The organism is Ochrobactrum sp. BTU1, assembly GCA_018798825.1.
GTDB lineage: Bacteria > Pseudomonadota > Alphaproteobacteria > Rhizobiales > Rhizobiaceae > Brucella.
Map to the genome: position 1 here is coordinate 1,286,790 of CP076355.1, position 18,074 is coordinate 1,304,863.

Sequence of the window (18,074 nt, forward strand, 5' to 3'; positions counted from 1 at the left end):
GGCGCTGTGAGCTTGATAAAAAATCCGGCTAGGTATAACTTCAGATTATGCACAGACTTAGATCGCTCATTCCATCTGCCAACTATCTCTTCGTGTTTGAAGCAGCTGCTCGGCGTCTAAGTTTCACAGCTGCAGCTGATGAGTTGAATGTTAGTCAACCTGCGGTTAGCAAGACGATCAAACTGTTGGAGGAAGCGACAGGGTTGAAGCTCTTTAGGCGAGATCGTAGCCGTTTGGAGCTGACAGCTGAAGGACAACGGCTCTATCGTGAAACACAGGAAGCATTCGACCATTTGCATATGGTCATTTCATCCATGCGCAAGAAGCACTCACGCGACATCATTCGCGTTTCATTTTCGGCATCCTTTGTACAACACTGGTTGCTGCCGCGTTTGAAAGACTTCAAGGAAAAGCATCCCGATGTGGCTCTACGCATTGAAGAAAGCAGCCGCGACAATCAGGATTTGCTTGAGGAAGACATCGATATCTCGGCGCGTCTTGGTAAAGGCAAGTGGCCGGGTATTCTTGCATGGCCTCTCGTTACTGAAGAAGTCTGGCCGGTCTGCAGTCCTTCATATCTGAAAGAACACGGTCCAATTCACCAAGCGGCAGACTTGCTCAAACACACTTTATTGCACTTTGAAGAGCGCCATCGTTCGCGTCTGGGTTGGCGTGAATGGATGGAACGTTCTGGCGTGCAGAATGCGCGCATCGAGCAGGATTTTGTCTTTACCGATGCACTCAGCTCAATCGAAGCGGCAGTGCTTGGACAAGGTGTGGCACTCGGCTGGAAACATCTCGTGCGTGATAACATTGTGGCCGGCCGGTTGGTTTGTGCTGCCAATATATCCCACCGCTCTGGTGACACAGTTTATCTCATCATGCCTGCACAGCGGCCGCCAAAACGAGGTGCAGAATTGTTCCGCGACTGGTTACTGGAACAGGGCGCAGACGCGGAGCTCGAGCTTTAACGAGCGCTCTATTGAGCAAAAACGACCGTTTTGTGCCCATTAAGCATAACGCGGTTTTCGATATGCATCTTTACCGCGCGGGCGAGAACACGACTTTCTATATCGCGACCCGTTGCAACGAAATCTTCAGCACTCATCGAATGGGTAACACGCTCTGTTTCCTGCTCAATGATTGGACCTTCATCAAGGTCAGGTGTCACGTAGTGGGCGGTCGCACCGATCAGTTTCACACCACGCTCAAATGCCTGATGATATGGCTTTGCACCTTTGAACGACGGCAAAAAAGAATGGTGAATGTTAATAATCTTCCCGAACAGACGATTTGACAATTGATCAGAAAGCACCTGCATATAACGAGCAAGCACAACCAGATCGGCTTGTGTCTCGCGAACCAGATCAATTAAACGCGCTTCCTGCTCGGCTTTATTGCCTTTATCTACGGCCCAGCAATAGTAAGGAATTCCCGCACTCTCAGCGGTCAGCCGGCTGTCTTCATGATTGGATACCACAGCGACGATCTCGGCATTCAACCAACCTACGCGGATTTGATAAAGCAGATGTAGCATTGCATGATCGAACTTCGAAACCATCAGTACAATCTTCGGCCTGCGGCTTGCATCTGCGACGTTAAACTTCATACCGAAACGTTCACCGGCGGGTTTTAAAGCATGCACTATCGCTTCACGCGGCATATCAAAGGCAGCGCTGAAGGCGATGCGCATGAAGAAGCGGTTGGTGAGCTTGTCGCGAAACTGGTTGCTTTCCACAATGTTGCCACCGATTGCGGCAAGTTCTGTGGTGATCGTTGCAACGATGCCAGGCTTGTCGTCACAATCAAGTGTCAAAACAAAGAGCGCAGGTTCGATGCTGGCGACAGGCTGCACTTTGGCGGGCATATCGTTCATGATGTTCCTTTGAAAGTCTTAGGAATTGCTGGAGGACTTACCGAAAGTATAGTCACCGATCTTTGGAATGAATTTCGTAGGCCAATAACCCTGTGGCTTATCCCCGACCGAAGTACCTGTGTTTAGGATCCCCGCTTGATAATCCCGAGTGAACAGAGAATATGGATAGGGCGGTGGTAGCTTGCTCGCTTCATCCAGTTTGAAGCGAAGTTCCTCGGAGATCATAAAATCAAGTGATCTGAGATTGTCATCAAGCTGCGACAGCTTGCTTGCACCGATTATGGCAGCACCAATACCCTGCTGTGTGACCACCCAGTTCAGCGCTACTTGCGCCATAGACTTACCAAGGGCTTCAGACACTTCGGCAAGAGCCGACACGACATGCATATTACGCTCGGTGAAAAGGCCGAGCCCATCCGCGTTGTCTCGATTGAGACGCCCCTCCCCACCACCAAGATATTTTCCGGATAAAAGCCCCATGGCGAGCGGACTCCATGCAGTTATTCCTAATCCAAGATTCTGCCCTAACGGTACGAATTCATGCTCTATGTTACGTTCGACCAGCGAATACGGCAATTGCAGGCTAATCGGTGGCGACAATGCATGCGCTTCTGCCCAAGTCTGGGCACGAGCAGCATACCAGGCCGGAACATCTGAAAGCCCGCAATAGCGAATTTTTCCAGCACGGATCAGGTCATCAAAGCACCGCATGACCTCTTCAACAGGTGTCATTCCATCCCAAGTATGCACCATGTAGAGATCAATATAGTCTGTTTTCAAACGCCTCAGCGATTGATCAACTGCACGCATCATATTCTTGCGGCTGTTACCTCCCGTATTGGGATTACCAGCGTGAATATTATTCGAATATTTGGTTGCGATCACCACTTGGTCACGACAAGTAGTCTCCTCAATGAACTTGCCAACGAGCATTTCGCTCAGACCTGCGCCATAAGAGTCTGCTGTATCAATGAAGTTACCCCCAAGCTCCAAATAGCGATCAAAGATCGCACGCGCATCAGCCTCATTCGTACCCCACGAGCCACTGATCCCCCTAATTCCACCATTGCCGAATGTCATTGTGCCAAGCGCAAGACGACTGACACGCAGACCCGATCGGCCAAGCAGGAAATAATGATCAAGCGACATCGGTAACTCCTATTCACACGTTTACATGAGGCCCTGATAGGGGCGGCAAGCTACGGTCTGCTGGACATAATTGATCATTGAGATGAAGTCGAAAACTGGCCTTCCCGTGATTTTTTGAACTGCATGGGCGTAAGGCGGGAGATCGCTACATTCGAGCAGAATAGAGCGAACGTCAGGGTTATCGCGAACCAGTTTTTTGGCCACTTCGCACACTTCGCGTTCAATGGCTGCGGAATCGAGCGTTCCTTTTTCTTCAAGCACCGCCTCACGAAACTCCGTTTGTTCCTCCATCCCTGCCAACACAATCGGGATGGTCTCCGGAATGCCGCTCGCAGCAAAATGGCGCGGTGTCATTCGCTGCGCATTTGCGGTAATTACTCCTACCGTTCCACGTGCCACTGCATGCATGAATGGTATCTGCATCAGACTAGACAAAAACACCGGGATATCCACAGCGTCCGCAACCTCTTTCTGAAAGTAGGCCATGAACCCGCAGGCACCAGTTATGGCTTTCACACCACGACCCTGCAGTTCAAGCGCAGCCTCCACGAACGCTTCCCGCAGTGCCGGATCACGCTGGTTCAGCAACCTATCAATCGAAGCACCACGCACTTCTTGATAGCGAACCGGATATTTATAAGTAGTCGCATTGCCGACATTACCAGGCACGCAGGGATAGGCGGCATCCAAAATAAGGATGCCGACCTGTTCCCCATACCACGACTGGCTGTTCCGGCTGACCGCGTAAACAGTCATCGTTACAGTCTCCGATATGAAATGTGGTTGAAGTGAATGTCAGCGACTATTCGAGGAGCTTTGGTGCGCCGGTATCTCCCGCACTTTCCTCCAGGCCGTAGGACTGCAGAATTTTCGCAATTGTGCCATCTTTGTGCATTTCCTCGATATTTGCGTCTAACGCAGCGCCGAAATCCGTAGCGTTCTTCGCATATGGTAAGCTTGCCTGGGCCGCTTCCTTGGTAGCTCGAATACGATCGTCTGGTAACGCGACTTCGACCTTAATATCTTTAAGGTTGCCATTCTTGGCTGCATAAGCACCTGTCGAATAGCCGTCGATACCAACGTCAATACGACCTGATGCGAGATCCTGATGCATGTTCACCGAATTCGGATAAAGGCGCAGCTTCGCGCCGAGTAACTTTTTGGCATCCGTTACCCATAGATAGCCTTGTACAGTGCCAACATTTTTCCCCACAAGTTCCTCGACGGTCTTTATACCATCTTTGGAGTAAAGCCCCATCTGATCCTTATAGAGAGGATAGGAAAGATTCATTACCTTGGCGCGCTCGGCGGTCCGATACCAGTCACCGGTGGTGATATCGGCTTGGCCAGATAGGACATATTGAATGGCTGCGGCCGGGTCGACTGCAACGGGTTTTACAGTCAGGCATTCTCGCTTGGCAAATTCTGTGGCAATGTCACCGTCGAGACCTTTCATCATCCCGCTTTCATCCATAAAGGAATGTGGTGCATAAGTTGTAACTGCGACTGTCAATGTGCCCGGTGTGATGGTCTTGAATTCGTGCTTCGGCTTGCAATCCTGTGCCAAGGCCGTGGCGGACATCCCTAATAGAATGGCAAAACCGATAATGCCCTTGTGAATGATCCCGTTCTTCATATGCAACTCCCCTTTTTTTGTTGTGAATTTATCGCGCGGCATAGGCGGATGACCGCCTTTCAACGTATGAAACGATCCATGCAGCCGGTACGCAGATGGTTGCATAGAGCAGACCCGCTAACATCAACGCGGGCATATAGCGGAAGGTGTTGGCGCCGATCTCGTAGGCATTGCTCACCAGTTCTGGCAACGCAATTGTAAAACAAAGCGACGTGCTCTGAAAAATCAGAATGGCAAAGCCGAGCAGCGCTGGCAGCGCGACCCTCAATGCCTGAGGCAACAACACAAATCGCAGCTCATCAATCATACTGAAACCCATTGCCTCAGCAGCCTCTCGTTGACCTTGGTGGATCGATTGCAGGCTGGCGCGAATGATTTCACTCGTGTAAGCGCCGGTATTCCAGGCAAGGGCAATTACGGCCGCAGAGAAAGATGTCATCGTCAATCCCGTGGATGGCAAGCCAAAATACATGAATTGCAACAGCACGAGCGCCGGTGCCCCTCGCCCGATTTCGACGAGAAACAAGCTGACATATCGAGCCGCGCGTGACCTCGCACCGACACCTAGCGCCAGGCCCAGGCCAAGCGGAATGCCGATTGCGAGGCTTAAAGCTGAAACCTGCAGGCTGATCTTAAGTCCGCCTAAAAGGGCTGGCATCCATTCGTAAAATTCGTCAAGGGTGGGAAACATTACCGCGCCACCTTTGCTCTCAGATAGCTATCCGCAGAGCGTGACAGCCACGCAACCGGAAGGCTCAGGAAGATATAAAACAACCCGACCAGCGCAAATACTTCAATTCCCTTGAACGTGAGCTGTGAAACTTGATTGCCGCGGAAAGCCAAATCGGCAACGCCAATCGTCGAAGCAACGGCTGTTTCCTTCATAAGCCCTATGAGATAGCTCGCAGCCGAAGGAAGTGCGACGCGAAACGCTTGCGGGGCAACCACATCGATCAACGTATATCTGGAACCAAAATTAAGAGCGGTCGCCGCTTCCCACTGTCCGTGATGCAACGAGGCCAGAGCGCCACGATAGATCTCCGCCATATTTGCGGATGCAATCAACCCAAGACCAATCATTGCCGCAACAAAAGGATTGATCGGCATAATGCCCATACCAATACCAAAGAATATAATGAACAGCCACAGGATTGGTGGAAGCGCGCGAACGATTTGAATGATGAAAGCTGCAATCCAACGTGTTGGTGCGAAGCGCGCGCTGCGTGCTGCCAACAACGGCACGCCAAGTATGCATCCTATTGTGAACGAACCCAGCGTCAGGGCAATGGTCCACGGCAGGCCACTCAGGATGAGAAGAACGTTGTCTGCTGTCATCTGTCGTGCACCGCACGAAGAAACCGCTTCGTGCGCTCCTCTTGCGGATTGCGCATCACTTCCTTTGACGCACCCTTTTCGATGATTTTGCCATCAGCCATAATCATTACTGTGTCTGACACGTTTTCTGCGAAACCCATCTCGTGCGTTACGACCAGCATTGTCATGCCGGTTTCCGCCAGTTCACGCATCACAGCGAGTACTTCAAGACCAAGTTCCGGATCCAGCGCGGATGTTGGCTCATCAAAAAGCATCACCTGCGGATCAAGTGCAAGAGAACGCGCAATAGCGATGCGCTGTTGCTGCCCTCCGGAACATCTACTTGGATATTGCGTGGCCTTATCTGCAAGCCCGACCCGCTCCAGTAATTGAAGCGCTCTCTGCTCTGCTTCAGCTCGGCTACGGCCCAGAACACGCTCTTGCGGCAGGCTGACGTTCCGTAGAACGCTCATATGTGGAAATAAATTAAACGACTGAAAGACCATGCCAACAGTGTTGCGCAATTCTTTCAATTGTGCCTTTCGCGGTTCCTGAGTTGCGTCGAGCTTGAGATTGCCAACAGTGAGCAAACCTCCATCGGGTCTTTCAAGGTAATTGATACAACGTAGCAGCGTGCTTTTGCCGGAGCCACTAGGTCCGATGATAGCCAGCACCTCTCCCTGCGCGACATCCAAATCGATATTCTCCAGTACACGATGCGCGCCAAAATGCTTGCTAAGGCCTTCGAGGCGAATGAGTTTTGGCGTGGCGGCAGGAATACCCACCGTTTCAGATACCAGTGTCGGGCGCATCGCGTTCAATAAGCAGACTCCCCATTTTTATCGTTCATCACGATCATTCCCATCATTCCGCGACATGCAGTTCTGATCGCCTGCAGAAGGCAGCGGATCGCGATTGTTCAGACAGCTCTTTGATATTGTTTATGCTGTCAGTGTTCCCTTGATTGATTACGATAGTTCCGGACCGATAGATTACAAATACAAAAAATATCTGCTCGTCCATAACCTGAAGTAATACCTCGGCGGGAATGGTTAAAGTGCACTTCCAAGACGCAGGCCGTCATAAATTGCTGCGTGGGTGTTACGCGTGGAAACTGCGTCACCGATGCGATAAAGCTCAAACGAACTGGCGGCGTTTCTGACCAAATTCTGAGAACGACCATCAATCAGTGCTTCATAATCCACAGCGCCCAGGTTTCGGGACAAAGGCTTGAGCTCAAAATAGAGATCATCCAATGGTCGGATGCCATCATTGACGATGATCTGATCATATTCTCGCTCAAAGCTGACCCCGCCATAGTCACTGCCAATCTGCGCGATCAGCCTGTTTCCATCGCGACGGATCGCTTCTAATCGATAGGTCACAGTAAACGTCACATCCTTCTTTTGCAGGCTTCGCATGTAAGGCACGAGGTTCATACCCATAACTTCTGGCGCAAAAGTGCGATCAGCTGTCATCATCTCAACCTTCCCGCCATTATCCGCTACAAATTCAGCGGCCTGCAGTCCGGAATGATCGCCCGCCTCGTCAAACAACAGCACATTTGAGCCAACTCGCAGATCACCTGAGATTATATCCCACGGCGAAGTCGCGTGTTCATTCCCTTCGCGTAGGATATGCACATCTGGCATCCCGCCGGTAGCGACAATCACAACATCAGGCACCTCACCCAGCACCGCATCTGCCTCAGCCCAAGTATTGAAGCGGAAATCGACACCAAGCTTCTCACACTGCGCCATACGCCAATCGATAATGCCCATCATCTCGCGCCGGCGCGGGCTTTGAGCCGTCAACCGAACTTGCCCTCCGGCCTGGTTTGCTGCCTCAAATACGGTCACTCTATGGCCACGCTCCGCGCTGATGCGGGATGCTTCCAGTCCTGCCGGGCCTGCACCGACGACTACAATCTGGCGGCTTTGCTCTGCTCGCTTCACCAGATGCGGCATCGTCAGTTCACGTCCTGTGGAAGGATTGTGAATGCAATACGCGGCGCCACCTTGATAAATCCGATCCAAACAATAGTTTGCACCCACACAGGGGCGAATGTCGACTTCTCGCTTCTCCATAATTTTGCGTACAATATGTGGGTCAGTCATATGCGCCCGCGTCATACCCACCATATCAAGCTTACCCGATGCAATCGCATGGCGCGCTGTGGCAACATCCTGAATTCTAGCCGCGTGGAACGTCGCCATGTTGGTGTCAGCGCGAATTTCTCCGGCGAAATCAAGATGGGGCGCACTGGGCATCCCTTGGATGGGGATAACATCAGTCAATCCGGCATCTGTTTCAATATTTCCTCGAATGACATTGAGAAAATCGACAAGACCGCTTTCCTTGAGTTTCCGTGAAATCTCGAGACCATCGGTGCGCGTCAACCCACCGGCAAGAACTTCATCGGCGACATAGCGGATGCCGACAAGAAAATCGGAACCAACACGCTCGCGGATTGCAGCCAATACCTGCAACGAAAAGCGCATGCGATTTTCAAGCGAGCCTCCATAATCGCCGTCGAGCTCATTGGTTCGTGGCGACCAGAATTGATCCAGCAGATGACCATAGGCTTCAACCTCCAACCCATCGAGTCCTGCAGCCTTCATGCGTTCCGCAGCATCGGCATAGTTGCCAATTATACGCTCGATATCCCAATCCTCGGCTTTTTTGGGATAAGCTCGATGTGCAGGTTCGTGCTTGCCAGATGCAGAGACCGAAGGCAACCAGTCGCCCTTGTCCCACCGGGTTCGACGACCAAGATGTGTAAGCTGGATCATCACCGCGGCCCCATGTTCGTGACACTCGTCGGTAAGGTCTCGTAACCAAGGCACCACCTCATCCTTATAGGCAAGTACGTTGTTAAATGCCGGCGGACTGTCTTTTGAGACGGAAGCTGAGCCAGCTGTCATCGTCAATGCGACACCAGCTTTGGCACGTTCAACATGATAGGCCCGGTAAGCTGCCTTCGGCATGCCGTCTTCGGCGTATGCGGGTTCGTGCGAGGTAAGCATAATGCGATTGCGAAGCGTCAGATGCTTAATCTGAAGCGGCAAGAGCAGCGGATCGACCGACATAGCGTTTGTTCCCGTGTATGATTTTTTTACTGAGCTAAATCTAAATGTACACAGCTGTCAATTTAATATTCATCAATGTACAGAACCCTTGCCAAACTGCAGCGGTCTGTTAAAAATTCAACAATGGAACAAGCTAAATTAAATGAGACTGGCTGGCGCGGTTCGCCGGATTTATGGCTGCGGGCAGCTTATGACGCGTTGATCGAAAGTGGCGTCGATGCGGTTAGAATTCTACCGCTTGCAAAGACACTCGATATTTCACGGACGAGTTTTTATTGGTTTTTTAAAGATCGAGAAGAATTGCTGGATGCCCTCATTGTACGCTGGCGCGACAAAAATACCGGCGCGCTCTTGCACCGAGCAAATGCTTATGCCGAAACAATACAAGAAGCCGTATTGAATGTCTTTGATTGCTGGTTAAGCCCCGATCTCTTTGACCCCGAATTTGAATTCGCGATCCGCAGTTGGGCTCTTCAATCCGTTCAGGTTGAAGAGGAAGTGCATGCCGCGGATCGAATACGCCTCGATGGGCTCTCGCGTATGTTTGAGCGTTTCGGGTGTGACAGGGCCTCGGCTGATGTACGCGCCCGTACCGTTTACCTCGTTCAGATCGGTTACATCTCGATGCGGACCAAGGAGGAGAAGCTGTTGCGCCTCGCGCGTATTCCGCACTATGTCGAAACCTTCACCGGTCAACCACCACAGCAAAAAGAGCTTGACCGTTTTGTCTCAAGACATGGGCCGATGCGCAACGAGCCCTGAGCGCAAGCGCCAATTTCGTAGCTAACAGCAAACACAAATTGAACCGGCAACGATCATAGGGGAAATCTTTGATCGACCGCCCGTTGACACACGCACGGTGAAGGACTAACAATTGTTCATCACCTGAACTTTATTACACGAGGCGACTTTGGTGGCAGTGTTTGACAGTGAGGACGATCTCGCGATCCGGGCAGCATGGCTGCATTACGCAGGCGGCATGACGCAGTCTGAAGTCGCGGATCGGCTTAATTTGCCCCGTGTCAAAACCCACCGCCTGATTGCCCGGGCAGTTCAGGCGGGCGCCGTAAACATCTCGATCGAAGGCGAGATCGGCGAGTGCATTCGCCTCGAAAATAGTCTCAAGGATACATACGGACTTGACGTCTGCGAGGTTGCGCCTGATCTCAACGAAGAAGGGATGCCATTAAAGGCGCTTGGCATCCGCGGAGCAGACTTTCTCTATCGACTGATTGGATCACAACAATATCGGCTTCTGGGCATCGGTCATGGTCGCACTTTGGCAGCTGCAGCGTCCCATTTGCGACGACTGGAAACAACCGGCATCCGGTTTGTATCGCTGATCGGGGGGCTTGCGCGCAATTATGCAGCCAATCCGCACGACGTCATTCATAAACTCGCCGAGAAAACATCGGCACCAGCATACATGCTGCCTGTACCTTTTGCGGCCAACACACCCGAAGACCGCGAAGTTCTGCTGTCTCAGCGTGGCGTCGCTGGTGTCTTTGAACTTTCGGCGGCATCTGAAGTTAAGATCGTCGGTATAGGCAACGTAGAGGCTGACGCACAGCTCGTTGCGGCCGACATGATCGACCGCGAGGAAATCTCCAGTATCAAAGCCATGGGAGCAAGGGCCGAGGTGCTGGGATACTTCTTCGACACAGAGGGCAGCCACGTCGAAACACCGCTCACAGCGCGTTCGATCACGCTCGACCTAGATGTGCTGAGGAAAAGCCGCCTGATCGCAATCGCAGGGGGGCGGGAGAAGGTCAGCGCGATCCGCGCTGTATTAAAATCCGGCCTGCTTTCAGGCCTGATCGTTGACGAAGTAACTGCAAGGAATCTTTTGTCATTCGCCCCTTGAGGAGGGGGCTTTTTGGGAGGAACGAAATTGTACGATAAAGAAAAAGACCTGATCGCAGCGTTTCAACGTGGGCAGATGAGCCGTCGCAGCCTGATCAAAGGGCTCGGCATTCTGGGGATGAGTGTTTCGTCCGCATCGGTTCTTCTGAACTTGAGTGCGACACGCGCCCTCGCCGCTGACTTCGACTGGAAAAAGCACCAAGGCAAGACCGTAAAGCTCCTGCTGAACAAGCATCCCTATACGGATGCGATGATCGCCAATCTCAAGGCGTTCAAAGAGTTGACCGGCATGGAAGTCAAATACGACGTCTTTCCGGAAGATGTTTATTTCGACAAAGTGACTGCCGCCCTTTCATCAGGCTCCTCCGAATATGATGCGTTCATGTCGGGTGCCTACATGACATGGACCTATGGTCCTGCTGGCTGGATCGAAGATCTCAAACCCTATATCGCAGACGCAAGCCAGACCAATCCGAACTATAACTGGGACGATTTCCTGAAGCCCGTCGTTGACAGTTGCGCATGGAACGGCCAACCGGGCGGAAAGCTCGGATCGGAAGACGCCAAACAATGGTGTATTCCAATGGCCTACGAAATGAATAACCTCACTTACAATAAGCGAATTTTCGACGCCAACAAATTAACAGTTCCGACCACGCTGGACGAGTTGATCGAAACTGGCAAGAAAGCCAAAGGTGCACTCTCCGGTGGATATGGTGTCGGCGTTCGCGGCTCGCGAAGCTGGGCAACAATCCACGCAGGCTTCCTTTCCGGTTATGCGAATTTCGGTCAGAAAGACTTGACCGTAGCCGATGACGGCATGCTGTCGGCAGCCATGAACACTGACGTTTCCAAGGATTACCACAAGAAGTGGGTACAGATGATCCAGGAAGCCGGCGCGCCTGACTGGTCGACACATACATGGTATCAGGTAGGCACCGATCTGGGCGCGGGCAAGTCGGCCCTTATCTATGATGCAGACTGCCTAGGTTACTTCATGAACGGTCCCGGCAATGCCGAAATGGGCAACCTTGCCTATGCAGCCTTCAAACCTAATCCAGAAGCCTCTGGTCCAACGCCGAATGTCTGGATCTGGTCGCTCTGCATGTCGAGTTTTTCCAAGCAGAAGGATGCAACCTGGTTCTTCTTGCAGTGGGCAACCGGTCCTGAACATGACCTGTTCGGTGCACGTGAGATGGATCTGACTAACCCAGTCCGAAAGTCAGTCTGGGCAGATCAGACCTATCGCGACAAAATTGCCGCAAAGTATCCGGGCTATGTCGAAATGTTCGACGCCTCAGCAGACGGTGCATCCATCAAGTTCACGGCGCAGCCCCTGTTCTTTGACCTGACCACAGAATGGGCCGCGATGTTGCAAAAGATGGTGGCGAAGGAAGTGCCGGTAGATGAAGGCCTCGATCAATTGGCGGAAAGCGTGAACCGCCAGCTGAAAGAAGCCGGCCTGGGCTGACAATGATGCAACGAGGGCGGTGATTAATGTCGCTGCCCTCATCATTCCCATTCGTATTCCGCCTGCCTGTGAGGTAACGGGAGATTTATCCCGCGGGCGGAGCTTTGCCGAGGATACCGCCTCATGAGTGATATGACCCGTGCACCCGTGGTTCGCCGCCGTCGTGTCAGCCGCCGCATGCTCCCCTATCTGCTGAGCCTGCCGGCACTGCTGACATGTATTGGCATTCTCATCCCCTTTCTGACGGCGGTAGCATATTCGCTTCAGCGATACCGACTTTCACAGCCATGGGCACGCAAATGGAACTGGGGCGAGAATTATCTCAACTTCATGACCGATGCCGCTTTCTGGAACACCCTGAAAGTCTCAGCTACCTATGCCTTCTCGACCGTGATCTGCGAACTTCTGCTGGGCCTTGGCATCGCACTTTTGCTCCAACGGCGCACAATGATCAACAATGCCATATCAATCATGCTTTTGATGCCGTTGATGACGGCGCCTGCGCTTGCTGCGTTGATGTGGAAACTGATGACCAATCCCGGTTTCGGTATTATGTCATGGCTAGCTTCGCAGGTCGGACTTGAGAATTTCCGCTGGGCGTCTGATCCCGCAACGGCGATGTTGACCGTCGTGATTGTGGACATCTGGGTTTATACGCCCTTCATCATGATCCTCTTGCTGGCAGGTCTCCGCTCACTGCCACAACAACCCTTTGAAGCCGCCACGCTCGATGGAGTTCCTCGGCTGTTCGTTTTCTGGCGTATCACGCTGCCAATGCTGACGCCATTTTTGCTCACTGCGACGCTGTTCCGCGTCATCGAAAGCATCCAGCAATTCGATATCATCTACGCCATGACCCAGGGCGGACCGGGCAACCGGCTGACCGTCTTCCAGGTCGAGGCCTATCTCAATTTCTTCCAATCCACCAATGTCGGGCGTTCTGCAGCGCTCATGATTATCCTTTGGGCAATCACCTATACGCTGTCGAACATCTTCATCAAGCAATGGCTGCGCCTGCGCGAAAAAGCCCATGCCGAAGCGTAAGAGGATATGACGATGCAACATGTTCACCCTCTCGAACGCATCCTGCGTGTCATTGCTTTGACCCTGGTGGTGCTGTTCTTCATGTTCCCGATTGTCTGGATATTCCTGATGAGTTTTCAGACCAACGAAACCATTTTGCGCGTGCCGCCATCCGTGGTGTTTTCGCCCACACTTGAAAACTACACGGCACTTATTTCCGGCAAACTGCAAACATCGGCAGGCGTTCTCGAAATCAGTTTCATGAAGAACCTGTTCAACTCGTTTTTCTTATCGGTGACGTCAGTCGCGATAGGTCTTTTGCTTGGTGTTCCTGCGGCCTATGCATTCGCGCGCCTTAAATTTCGTGGTTCGGAAGACATCGCTTTCACACTTCTTTCGTTCCGCTTTGCTCCACCACTACTGGTTCTGCTGCCGCTTACAATCTATTTCCAGCAAATCGGTTTGAGCGACACTTATCTTGGTCTTATCTGGGTTTATCAGCTAATCGTACTGCCGCTGATCCTCTGGATCGTGCGTGGATATTTTGAAGACATGCCTGCCGATATTGAATATGCCTATCGTATCGCTGGCCATAGCTGGGGAGCGACATTTCGCAGGATCGCGCTTCCGCTTGCAGGCCCCGGCATTGCAGCCGCAGCGCTGCTGGCTTTCATCTTCGCCTGGAACAACTTCGTCTTTGCCTTGGTGCTTGCATCGGCTGACAAACAGCCGGTGACAGTTGGTGCCCTCGCTTTCGTGACCGCGTCCGGCATCCAGTATGGGCAGGTTGCAGCAGCAATCGTTCTCTCGATCGCGCCTACTTTCGCCATTGCACTTTATGCCCAACGCTACCTCGTTGAGGGTCTATCGCTCGGCGCGGTGAAAGGGTAAGATATGTCAATATCGCTTAAGAACATCCATAAATCATTCAAGACCCATAAAGTCCTCGAAAACATCTCCTTCGACGTCGGGACTGGCGAAACGGTAGTTCTTTTTGGTCCTTCGGGGGCAGGAAAGACCGTTCTTCTTCGCCTGATTGCCGGCGTCGTCGACCCCGATGAGGGCAGCATATTTCTTAATGGCCAAGACATGGCAGGGGTCGAGCCGGAAGATCGCGGGCTCGGCATGGCGTTTCAAAATTTTGCGCTCTTCCCACATATGGACGCGGCAGAAAATATTGCGGCTCCACTGACTGCACGACGTTATGGCAAAGACAAGATCAGGGAAGCAGTCGGCAATCTCGCTCGCCTCCTGAAAATCGACCATGTCACAAGTCACAAGCCCAAAGAGCTCTCCAACGGTCAAAAACAGCGTACCGCACTTGCCCGTGCGCTTGCCGGCGATCCCTCCATCTTATTGCTCGATGATCCGCTGCGAAATGTCGATGCCAAGCTGCGCTTCGAAATGCGGCTTGAATTGCCACGGCTCTTACGCGAACGCAATGCGACTGTCATTTACGTCACGCAGGACTATAAGGAAGCAATGGCTCTGGGTGATAGAATTGCCGTTCTTGATGCAAAGGGCATAACTCAGATTGGCACGCCAGAGGACATTTATTGTCGCCCGGCCACCATTGAAATTGCGCGCCTCTTTGGTGATCCGGTTATCAATCTTCTCGAAATAACACCTGAGAGAATGTCCTCAGGTGCCGTCGAAGCGCGTCTTTCCGGTGGCCGCCTCATTTTACCGCAAGGCCTTGCAGCGCATGTCGGTCAATCTTTGATGCTGGGTCTGCGTCCTGAATCAATTCGGTTTGTTACGTCCGAAACGCCCGGGGCAATCCCCATTACAGTCGAGGCAGAAACGCCACTTAATGAAAAGACAGTTTCGCTTGCCCTCACTGAACGTGGTCGCGAAATCATGCTTTCGCGACCGGCCGGAACACCTGCACCGGATCGCGGTCCTGCACACGTCGCTGTCGATGCAAATGCCGTTCTGCTGTTTGATCCTCAAAACGGTCGCCGTATTGAACTGGAGGGCGGACAATGACCAAGACTATGCTCAAACTGACCAACCTCGACAAATTTTACGGACCGGCTGGTAAAGGTTTCCATGCGGTCAAAAACCTCAATATGGACATCAACGCCGGCGAAATCATCGCATTGCTTGGCTCATCTGGTTGTGGAAAAACCTCTACTCTGCGGATGATAGCAGGCTTTGAACCTGTCTCTCGCGGAACGATCATCATGGCCGACCGAGAAGTGCACCAGCTGCCACCCGTCCGCAGGCATGTTGCCATGGCCTTCGAGGGATACTCTCTTTACCCCACGGTAAATGTTCGCGACAATATCGCCTTCGCACTCAAAGCCGCAAAGCTTGCCGAAGCGGACGTTACCCGCCGCGTCAATGAGGTGGCATCGATGCTGGAAATCACGGATATTTTGCATCGTATGCCCGGTACTATTTCCGGTGGACAGCAGCAGCGTGCTTCTCTCGCGCGGGCGCTCGTACGAGAGGCCGACCTCTATCTTCTCGATGAACCAATGGGGCAACTTGAACCACAGCTGCGCACATTGCTACGCGGGCGCATCAAGCATTATATCAAAGAACACGGACTGACCGCGATTCTTGTAACCCACGATCAGACGGAAGCCAACGCTCTCGCCGACCGGATCGCGGTGATGGAGGGAGGCGTTCTGCAACAATTTGCAAGTCCGCAGGAGATTAAATTTAAACCGGCCAACCTGTTCACCGGCACTTTCGTCGGCGAACCACCAATGAACACATTTCCTGCAAAAGCTGCGGCGGAGACCAATGGCAGCTTGAGCTTCGATCTCGGCAATGGTCAAAAACTTGTCTATAAGCCTGAAGCTTTTAAAGCTGGTACACGCGAATTGGTAGCATCACTGGGAGATGTCGTGATTGGCATCAGACCATATGCTGTGCAGCGTGCAGAACAGGGTGTAACGGCAAATGTCAATGTCAATCAATGGCTCGGTGATCAAAGCCATATTGGCGCTACACTCAGTAACAGACCGCTCGTTCTCGTAGAACATGAGCGCAGCGCAGTTCGGGTGGGCGAGAGCATTGGCGTGCATTTCCCGGCCAATGATCTGCACGTGTTTGATGCGATCAGCGGACAGGCAATCACACATGGCCAGGAGATCGCATGATGGCAAAGCAGGATATCCTTATCGGCATCGATGCGGGAACTTCTGTGATCAAGACAGTTGCCTTTGATTTGTCAGGCGAGCAGATAGCGGTTGCGGCAGTTCCAAATCGATATGTGACGCGACCGGACGGCGCCGCAGTGCAGGACATGAATGAAACCTGGCAAGATACAGCCCTCGCATTGCGGCAACTTGTCGATAAAGTGCCTGGGATTGCCGATCGTGTCGCCGCAATCGGTGTCACCGGCCAAGGCGACGGTACATGGCTAATCGACAAGAACGGTGAACCCGTAACCGAAGCATGGCTTTGGCTTGATGCCCGCGCAGCGGACCGGGCAGAAAAGCTTAAACGTAAGCCGTGCGATCAGGCGCGCTATCTTTCGACGGGCGCAGGTTTAAACTCCTGCCAGATGGGAACGCAACTTGGACTGATGCGGCAAATCATGCCAGAGGTTTTCGACAAGGCGACAACCTCACTTCACTGCAAGGACTGGCTTTACTTCCGTATGACGGGCGAACGAGTTGTGGATCCCTCGGAAGCGAGTTTCACTTTTGGGGATTTTCGTACACGGGAGTACTCGCCCGACGTTATTGACGCACTGGAACTCACCGAGCTGAAATATCTTCTGCCGCCGATAATCGACGGTACGCAAAAAACGCACAAACTCACACAGGATGCCGCACGCGAAACAGGTTTACGTTCAGGCACTCCTGTCGCGTTGGCTTATGTCGATGTTACCTGCACAGCAATCGGCGGCGGTCTTTTTGCTCAAGACGACATCAATGCCTGCACAATCATCGGTTCGACAGGCATGCATATGGTGGCAAAACCCGCAGATGATTTCGTACCAGTCGACGCACGATCCGGATATGTAATGCCGCTTCCGATACCGGGCTGGGTCGCACAAATTCAAAGCAATATGGCGGCAACGCTCAATCTTGACTGGGTGTTCGCATTAGCGGGCGAAATAGCTCGTGAATTCGGACATCAGCCAGATAGGGCCGAACTTATTGCCCGTCTCAATGGATGGCTCATCAAAGCGCAACCTGGGCAACTTCTCTATCATCCATATATCTCCGAGGCGGGCGAGCGCGGCCCATTTATTGATGTGAAGGCGCGGGCAAGCCTGATCGGCCTCAATTCGGGCCATCGTTTCCCAGACATCGTCAGATCTGTAGTCGAAGGCCTTGGACTTTCGGCCCGCCATTGTTATTCAGCAATGGGAGAAATCCCGCGCGAAATTGTTGTCACAGGCGGCGCAGCACGCGCCGATGAACTCCGTCGAATTCTGGGGGCCTGTCTCGGTGCAGATCTCCGCCGTGCTACCCGTGAAGAAGCAGGAGCGACAGGTGCGGCAATGATCGCCGCTGTTGGCGTTGGTCTCGCGCCAGATATGCGAACCATCATCAAGGACTGGGTCAGCCCTACCCTCTCCAAAAGCGAGGCTCCAGACACCGTACTAGTTCAAAAATATGATCAGATTTTCCCCAGCTACACCGCTTCGGTTGCCGCCCTGGCACCGATCTGGAAGCAATTGTAAAT

The 18,074-nt window shown here is 52.5% G+C and carries 17 protein-coding genes; 9 read left to right on the top strand and 8 right to left on the bottom strand.

Features of this window, described 5'->3' with window-relative positions; all coding sequences use genetic code 11:
* Nucleotides 1-47 precede the first annotated feature (47 nt).
* Nucleotides 48-971: a LysR family transcriptional regulator gene (locus tag KMS41_17315; GenBank protein ID QWK79249.1), complete on the top strand. Its 924-nt coding sequence runs from the start codon at nucleotides 48-50 to the stop codon at nucleotides 969-971.
* 8 nt (nucleotides 972-979) lie between these two features.
* Here KMS41_17315 and purU read toward each other — a convergent pair whose 3' ends face one another.
* The 8 genes from purU to KMS41_17355 form a co-directional block, all read right to left on the bottom strand.
* Nucleotides 980-1,876, bottom strand: coding sequence for a formyltetrahydrofolate deformylase (gene purU, locus KMS41_17320; protein ID QWK79250.1), 897 nt, complete (start codon nucleotides 1,874-1,876; stop codon nucleotides 980-982).
* Nucleotides 1,877-1,894: 18 nt separating this feature from the next.
* Nucleotides 1,895-3,025: an aldo/keto reductase gene (locus KMS41_17325; protein ID QWK79251.1), complete on the bottom strand. Its 1,131-nt coding sequence runs from the start codon at nucleotides 3,023-3,025 to the stop codon at nucleotides 1,895-1,897.
* Between the two features lie 21 nt (nucleotides 3,026-3,046).
* On the bottom strand, nucleotides 3,047-3,781 hold the full coding sequence (locus tag KMS41_17330; protein QWK79252.1) for an aspartate/glutamate racemase family protein: 735 nt from the start codon (nucleotides 3,779-3,781) through the stop codon (nucleotides 3,047-3,049).
* A gap of 46 nt (nucleotides 3,782-3,827) precedes the next feature.
* The gene (locus KMS41_17335) at nucleotides 3,828-4,661 is read right to left on the bottom strand and encodes a transporter substrate-binding domain-containing protein (GenBank protein QWK79253.1); all 834 of its coding nucleotides are present in this window, start codon (nucleotides 4,659-4,661) and stop codon (nucleotides 3,828-3,830) included.
* Nucleotides 4,662-4,689: 28 nt separating this feature from the next.
* A complete protein-coding gene (locus KMS41_17340) occupies nucleotides 4,690-5,352 on the bottom strand; it encodes an amino acid ABC transporter permease (protein ID QWK79254.1) in 663 nt (220 codons plus the stop codon).
* A complete protein-coding gene (locus tag KMS41_17345) occupies nucleotides 5,352-5,996 on the bottom strand; it encodes an amino acid ABC transporter permease (GenBank protein ID QWK79255.1) in 645 nt (214 codons plus the stop codon). Before KMS41_17345 ends, KMS41_17340 begins: the two co-directional genes overlap by 1 nt.
* Complete coding sequence (locus tag KMS41_17350; protein ID QWK80294.1) at nucleotides 5,993-6,787, bottom strand: amino acid ABC transporter ATP-binding protein; 795 nt, start codon at nucleotides 6,785-6,787, stop codon at nucleotides 5,993-5,995. The genes KMS41_17345 and KMS41_17350 overlap by 4 nt, the downstream gene beginning before the upstream one ends.
* Nucleotides 6,788-7,027: 240 nt before the next feature.
* Entirely contained in the window at nucleotides 7,028-9,064 is a 2,037-nt protein-coding gene (locus KMS41_17355) for an NADH:flavin oxidoreductase (protein QWK79256.1), read from the bottom strand.
* A gap of 123 nt (nucleotides 9,065-9,187) precedes the next feature.
* Between KMS41_17355 and KMS41_17360 the strand changes: the two genes are divergently transcribed.
* The 8 genes from KMS41_17360 to KMS41_17395 all read left to right on the top strand — a co-directional run bounded on the left by KMS41_17360 (nucleotide 9,188) and on the right by KMS41_17395 (nucleotide 18,072).
* Nucleotides 9,188-9,826, top strand: coding sequence for a TetR/AcrR family transcriptional regulator (locus tag KMS41_17360; protein ID QWK79257.1), 639 nt, complete (start codon nucleotides 9,188-9,190; stop codon nucleotides 9,824-9,826).
* Between the two features lie 157 nt (nucleotides 9,827-9,983).
* The gene (locus KMS41_17365; GenBank protein QWK80295.1) at nucleotides 9,984-10,928 is read left to right on the top strand and encodes a sugar-binding transcriptional regulator; all 945 of its coding nucleotides are present in this window, start codon (nucleotides 9,984-9,986) and stop codon (nucleotides 10,926-10,928) included.
* Between the two features lie 27 nt (nucleotides 10,929-10,955).
* A complete protein-coding gene (locus tag KMS41_17370) occupies nucleotides 10,956-12,398 on the top strand; it encodes an extracellular solute-binding protein (protein QWK79258.1) in 1,443 nt (480 codons plus the stop codon).
* Between the two features lie 123 nt (nucleotides 12,399-12,521).
* Nucleotides 12,522-13,442, top strand: coding sequence for a sugar ABC transporter permease (locus KMS41_17375; protein ID QWK79259.1), 921 nt, complete (start codon nucleotides 12,522-12,524; stop codon nucleotides 13,440-13,442).
* 12 nt (nucleotides 13,443-13,454) lie between these two features.
* Nucleotides 13,455-14,312: a carbohydrate ABC transporter permease gene (locus tag KMS41_17380; protein ID QWK79260.1), complete on the top strand. Its 858-nt coding sequence runs from the start codon at nucleotides 13,455-13,457 to the stop codon at nucleotides 14,310-14,312.
* 3 nt (nucleotides 14,313-14,315) lie between these two features.
* Nucleotides 14,316-15,410, top strand: coding sequence for an ABC transporter ATP-binding protein (locus KMS41_17385; GenBank protein ID QWK79261.1), 1,095 nt, complete (start codon nucleotides 14,316-14,318; stop codon nucleotides 15,408-15,410).
* A complete protein-coding gene (locus tag KMS41_17390) occupies nucleotides 15,407-16,534 on the top strand; it encodes an ABC transporter ATP-binding protein (GenBank protein QWK79262.1) in 1,128 nt (375 codons plus the stop codon). The genes KMS41_17385 and KMS41_17390 overlap by 4 nt, the downstream gene beginning before the upstream one ends.
* Nucleotides 16,534-18,072, top strand: coding sequence for a carbohydrate kinase (locus KMS41_17395; protein QWK80296.1), 1,539 nt, complete (start codon nucleotides 16,534-16,536; stop codon nucleotides 18,070-18,072). The genes KMS41_17390 and KMS41_17395 overlap by 1 nt, the downstream gene beginning before the upstream one ends.
* Nucleotides 18,073-18,074: the final 2 nt, after the last annotated feature.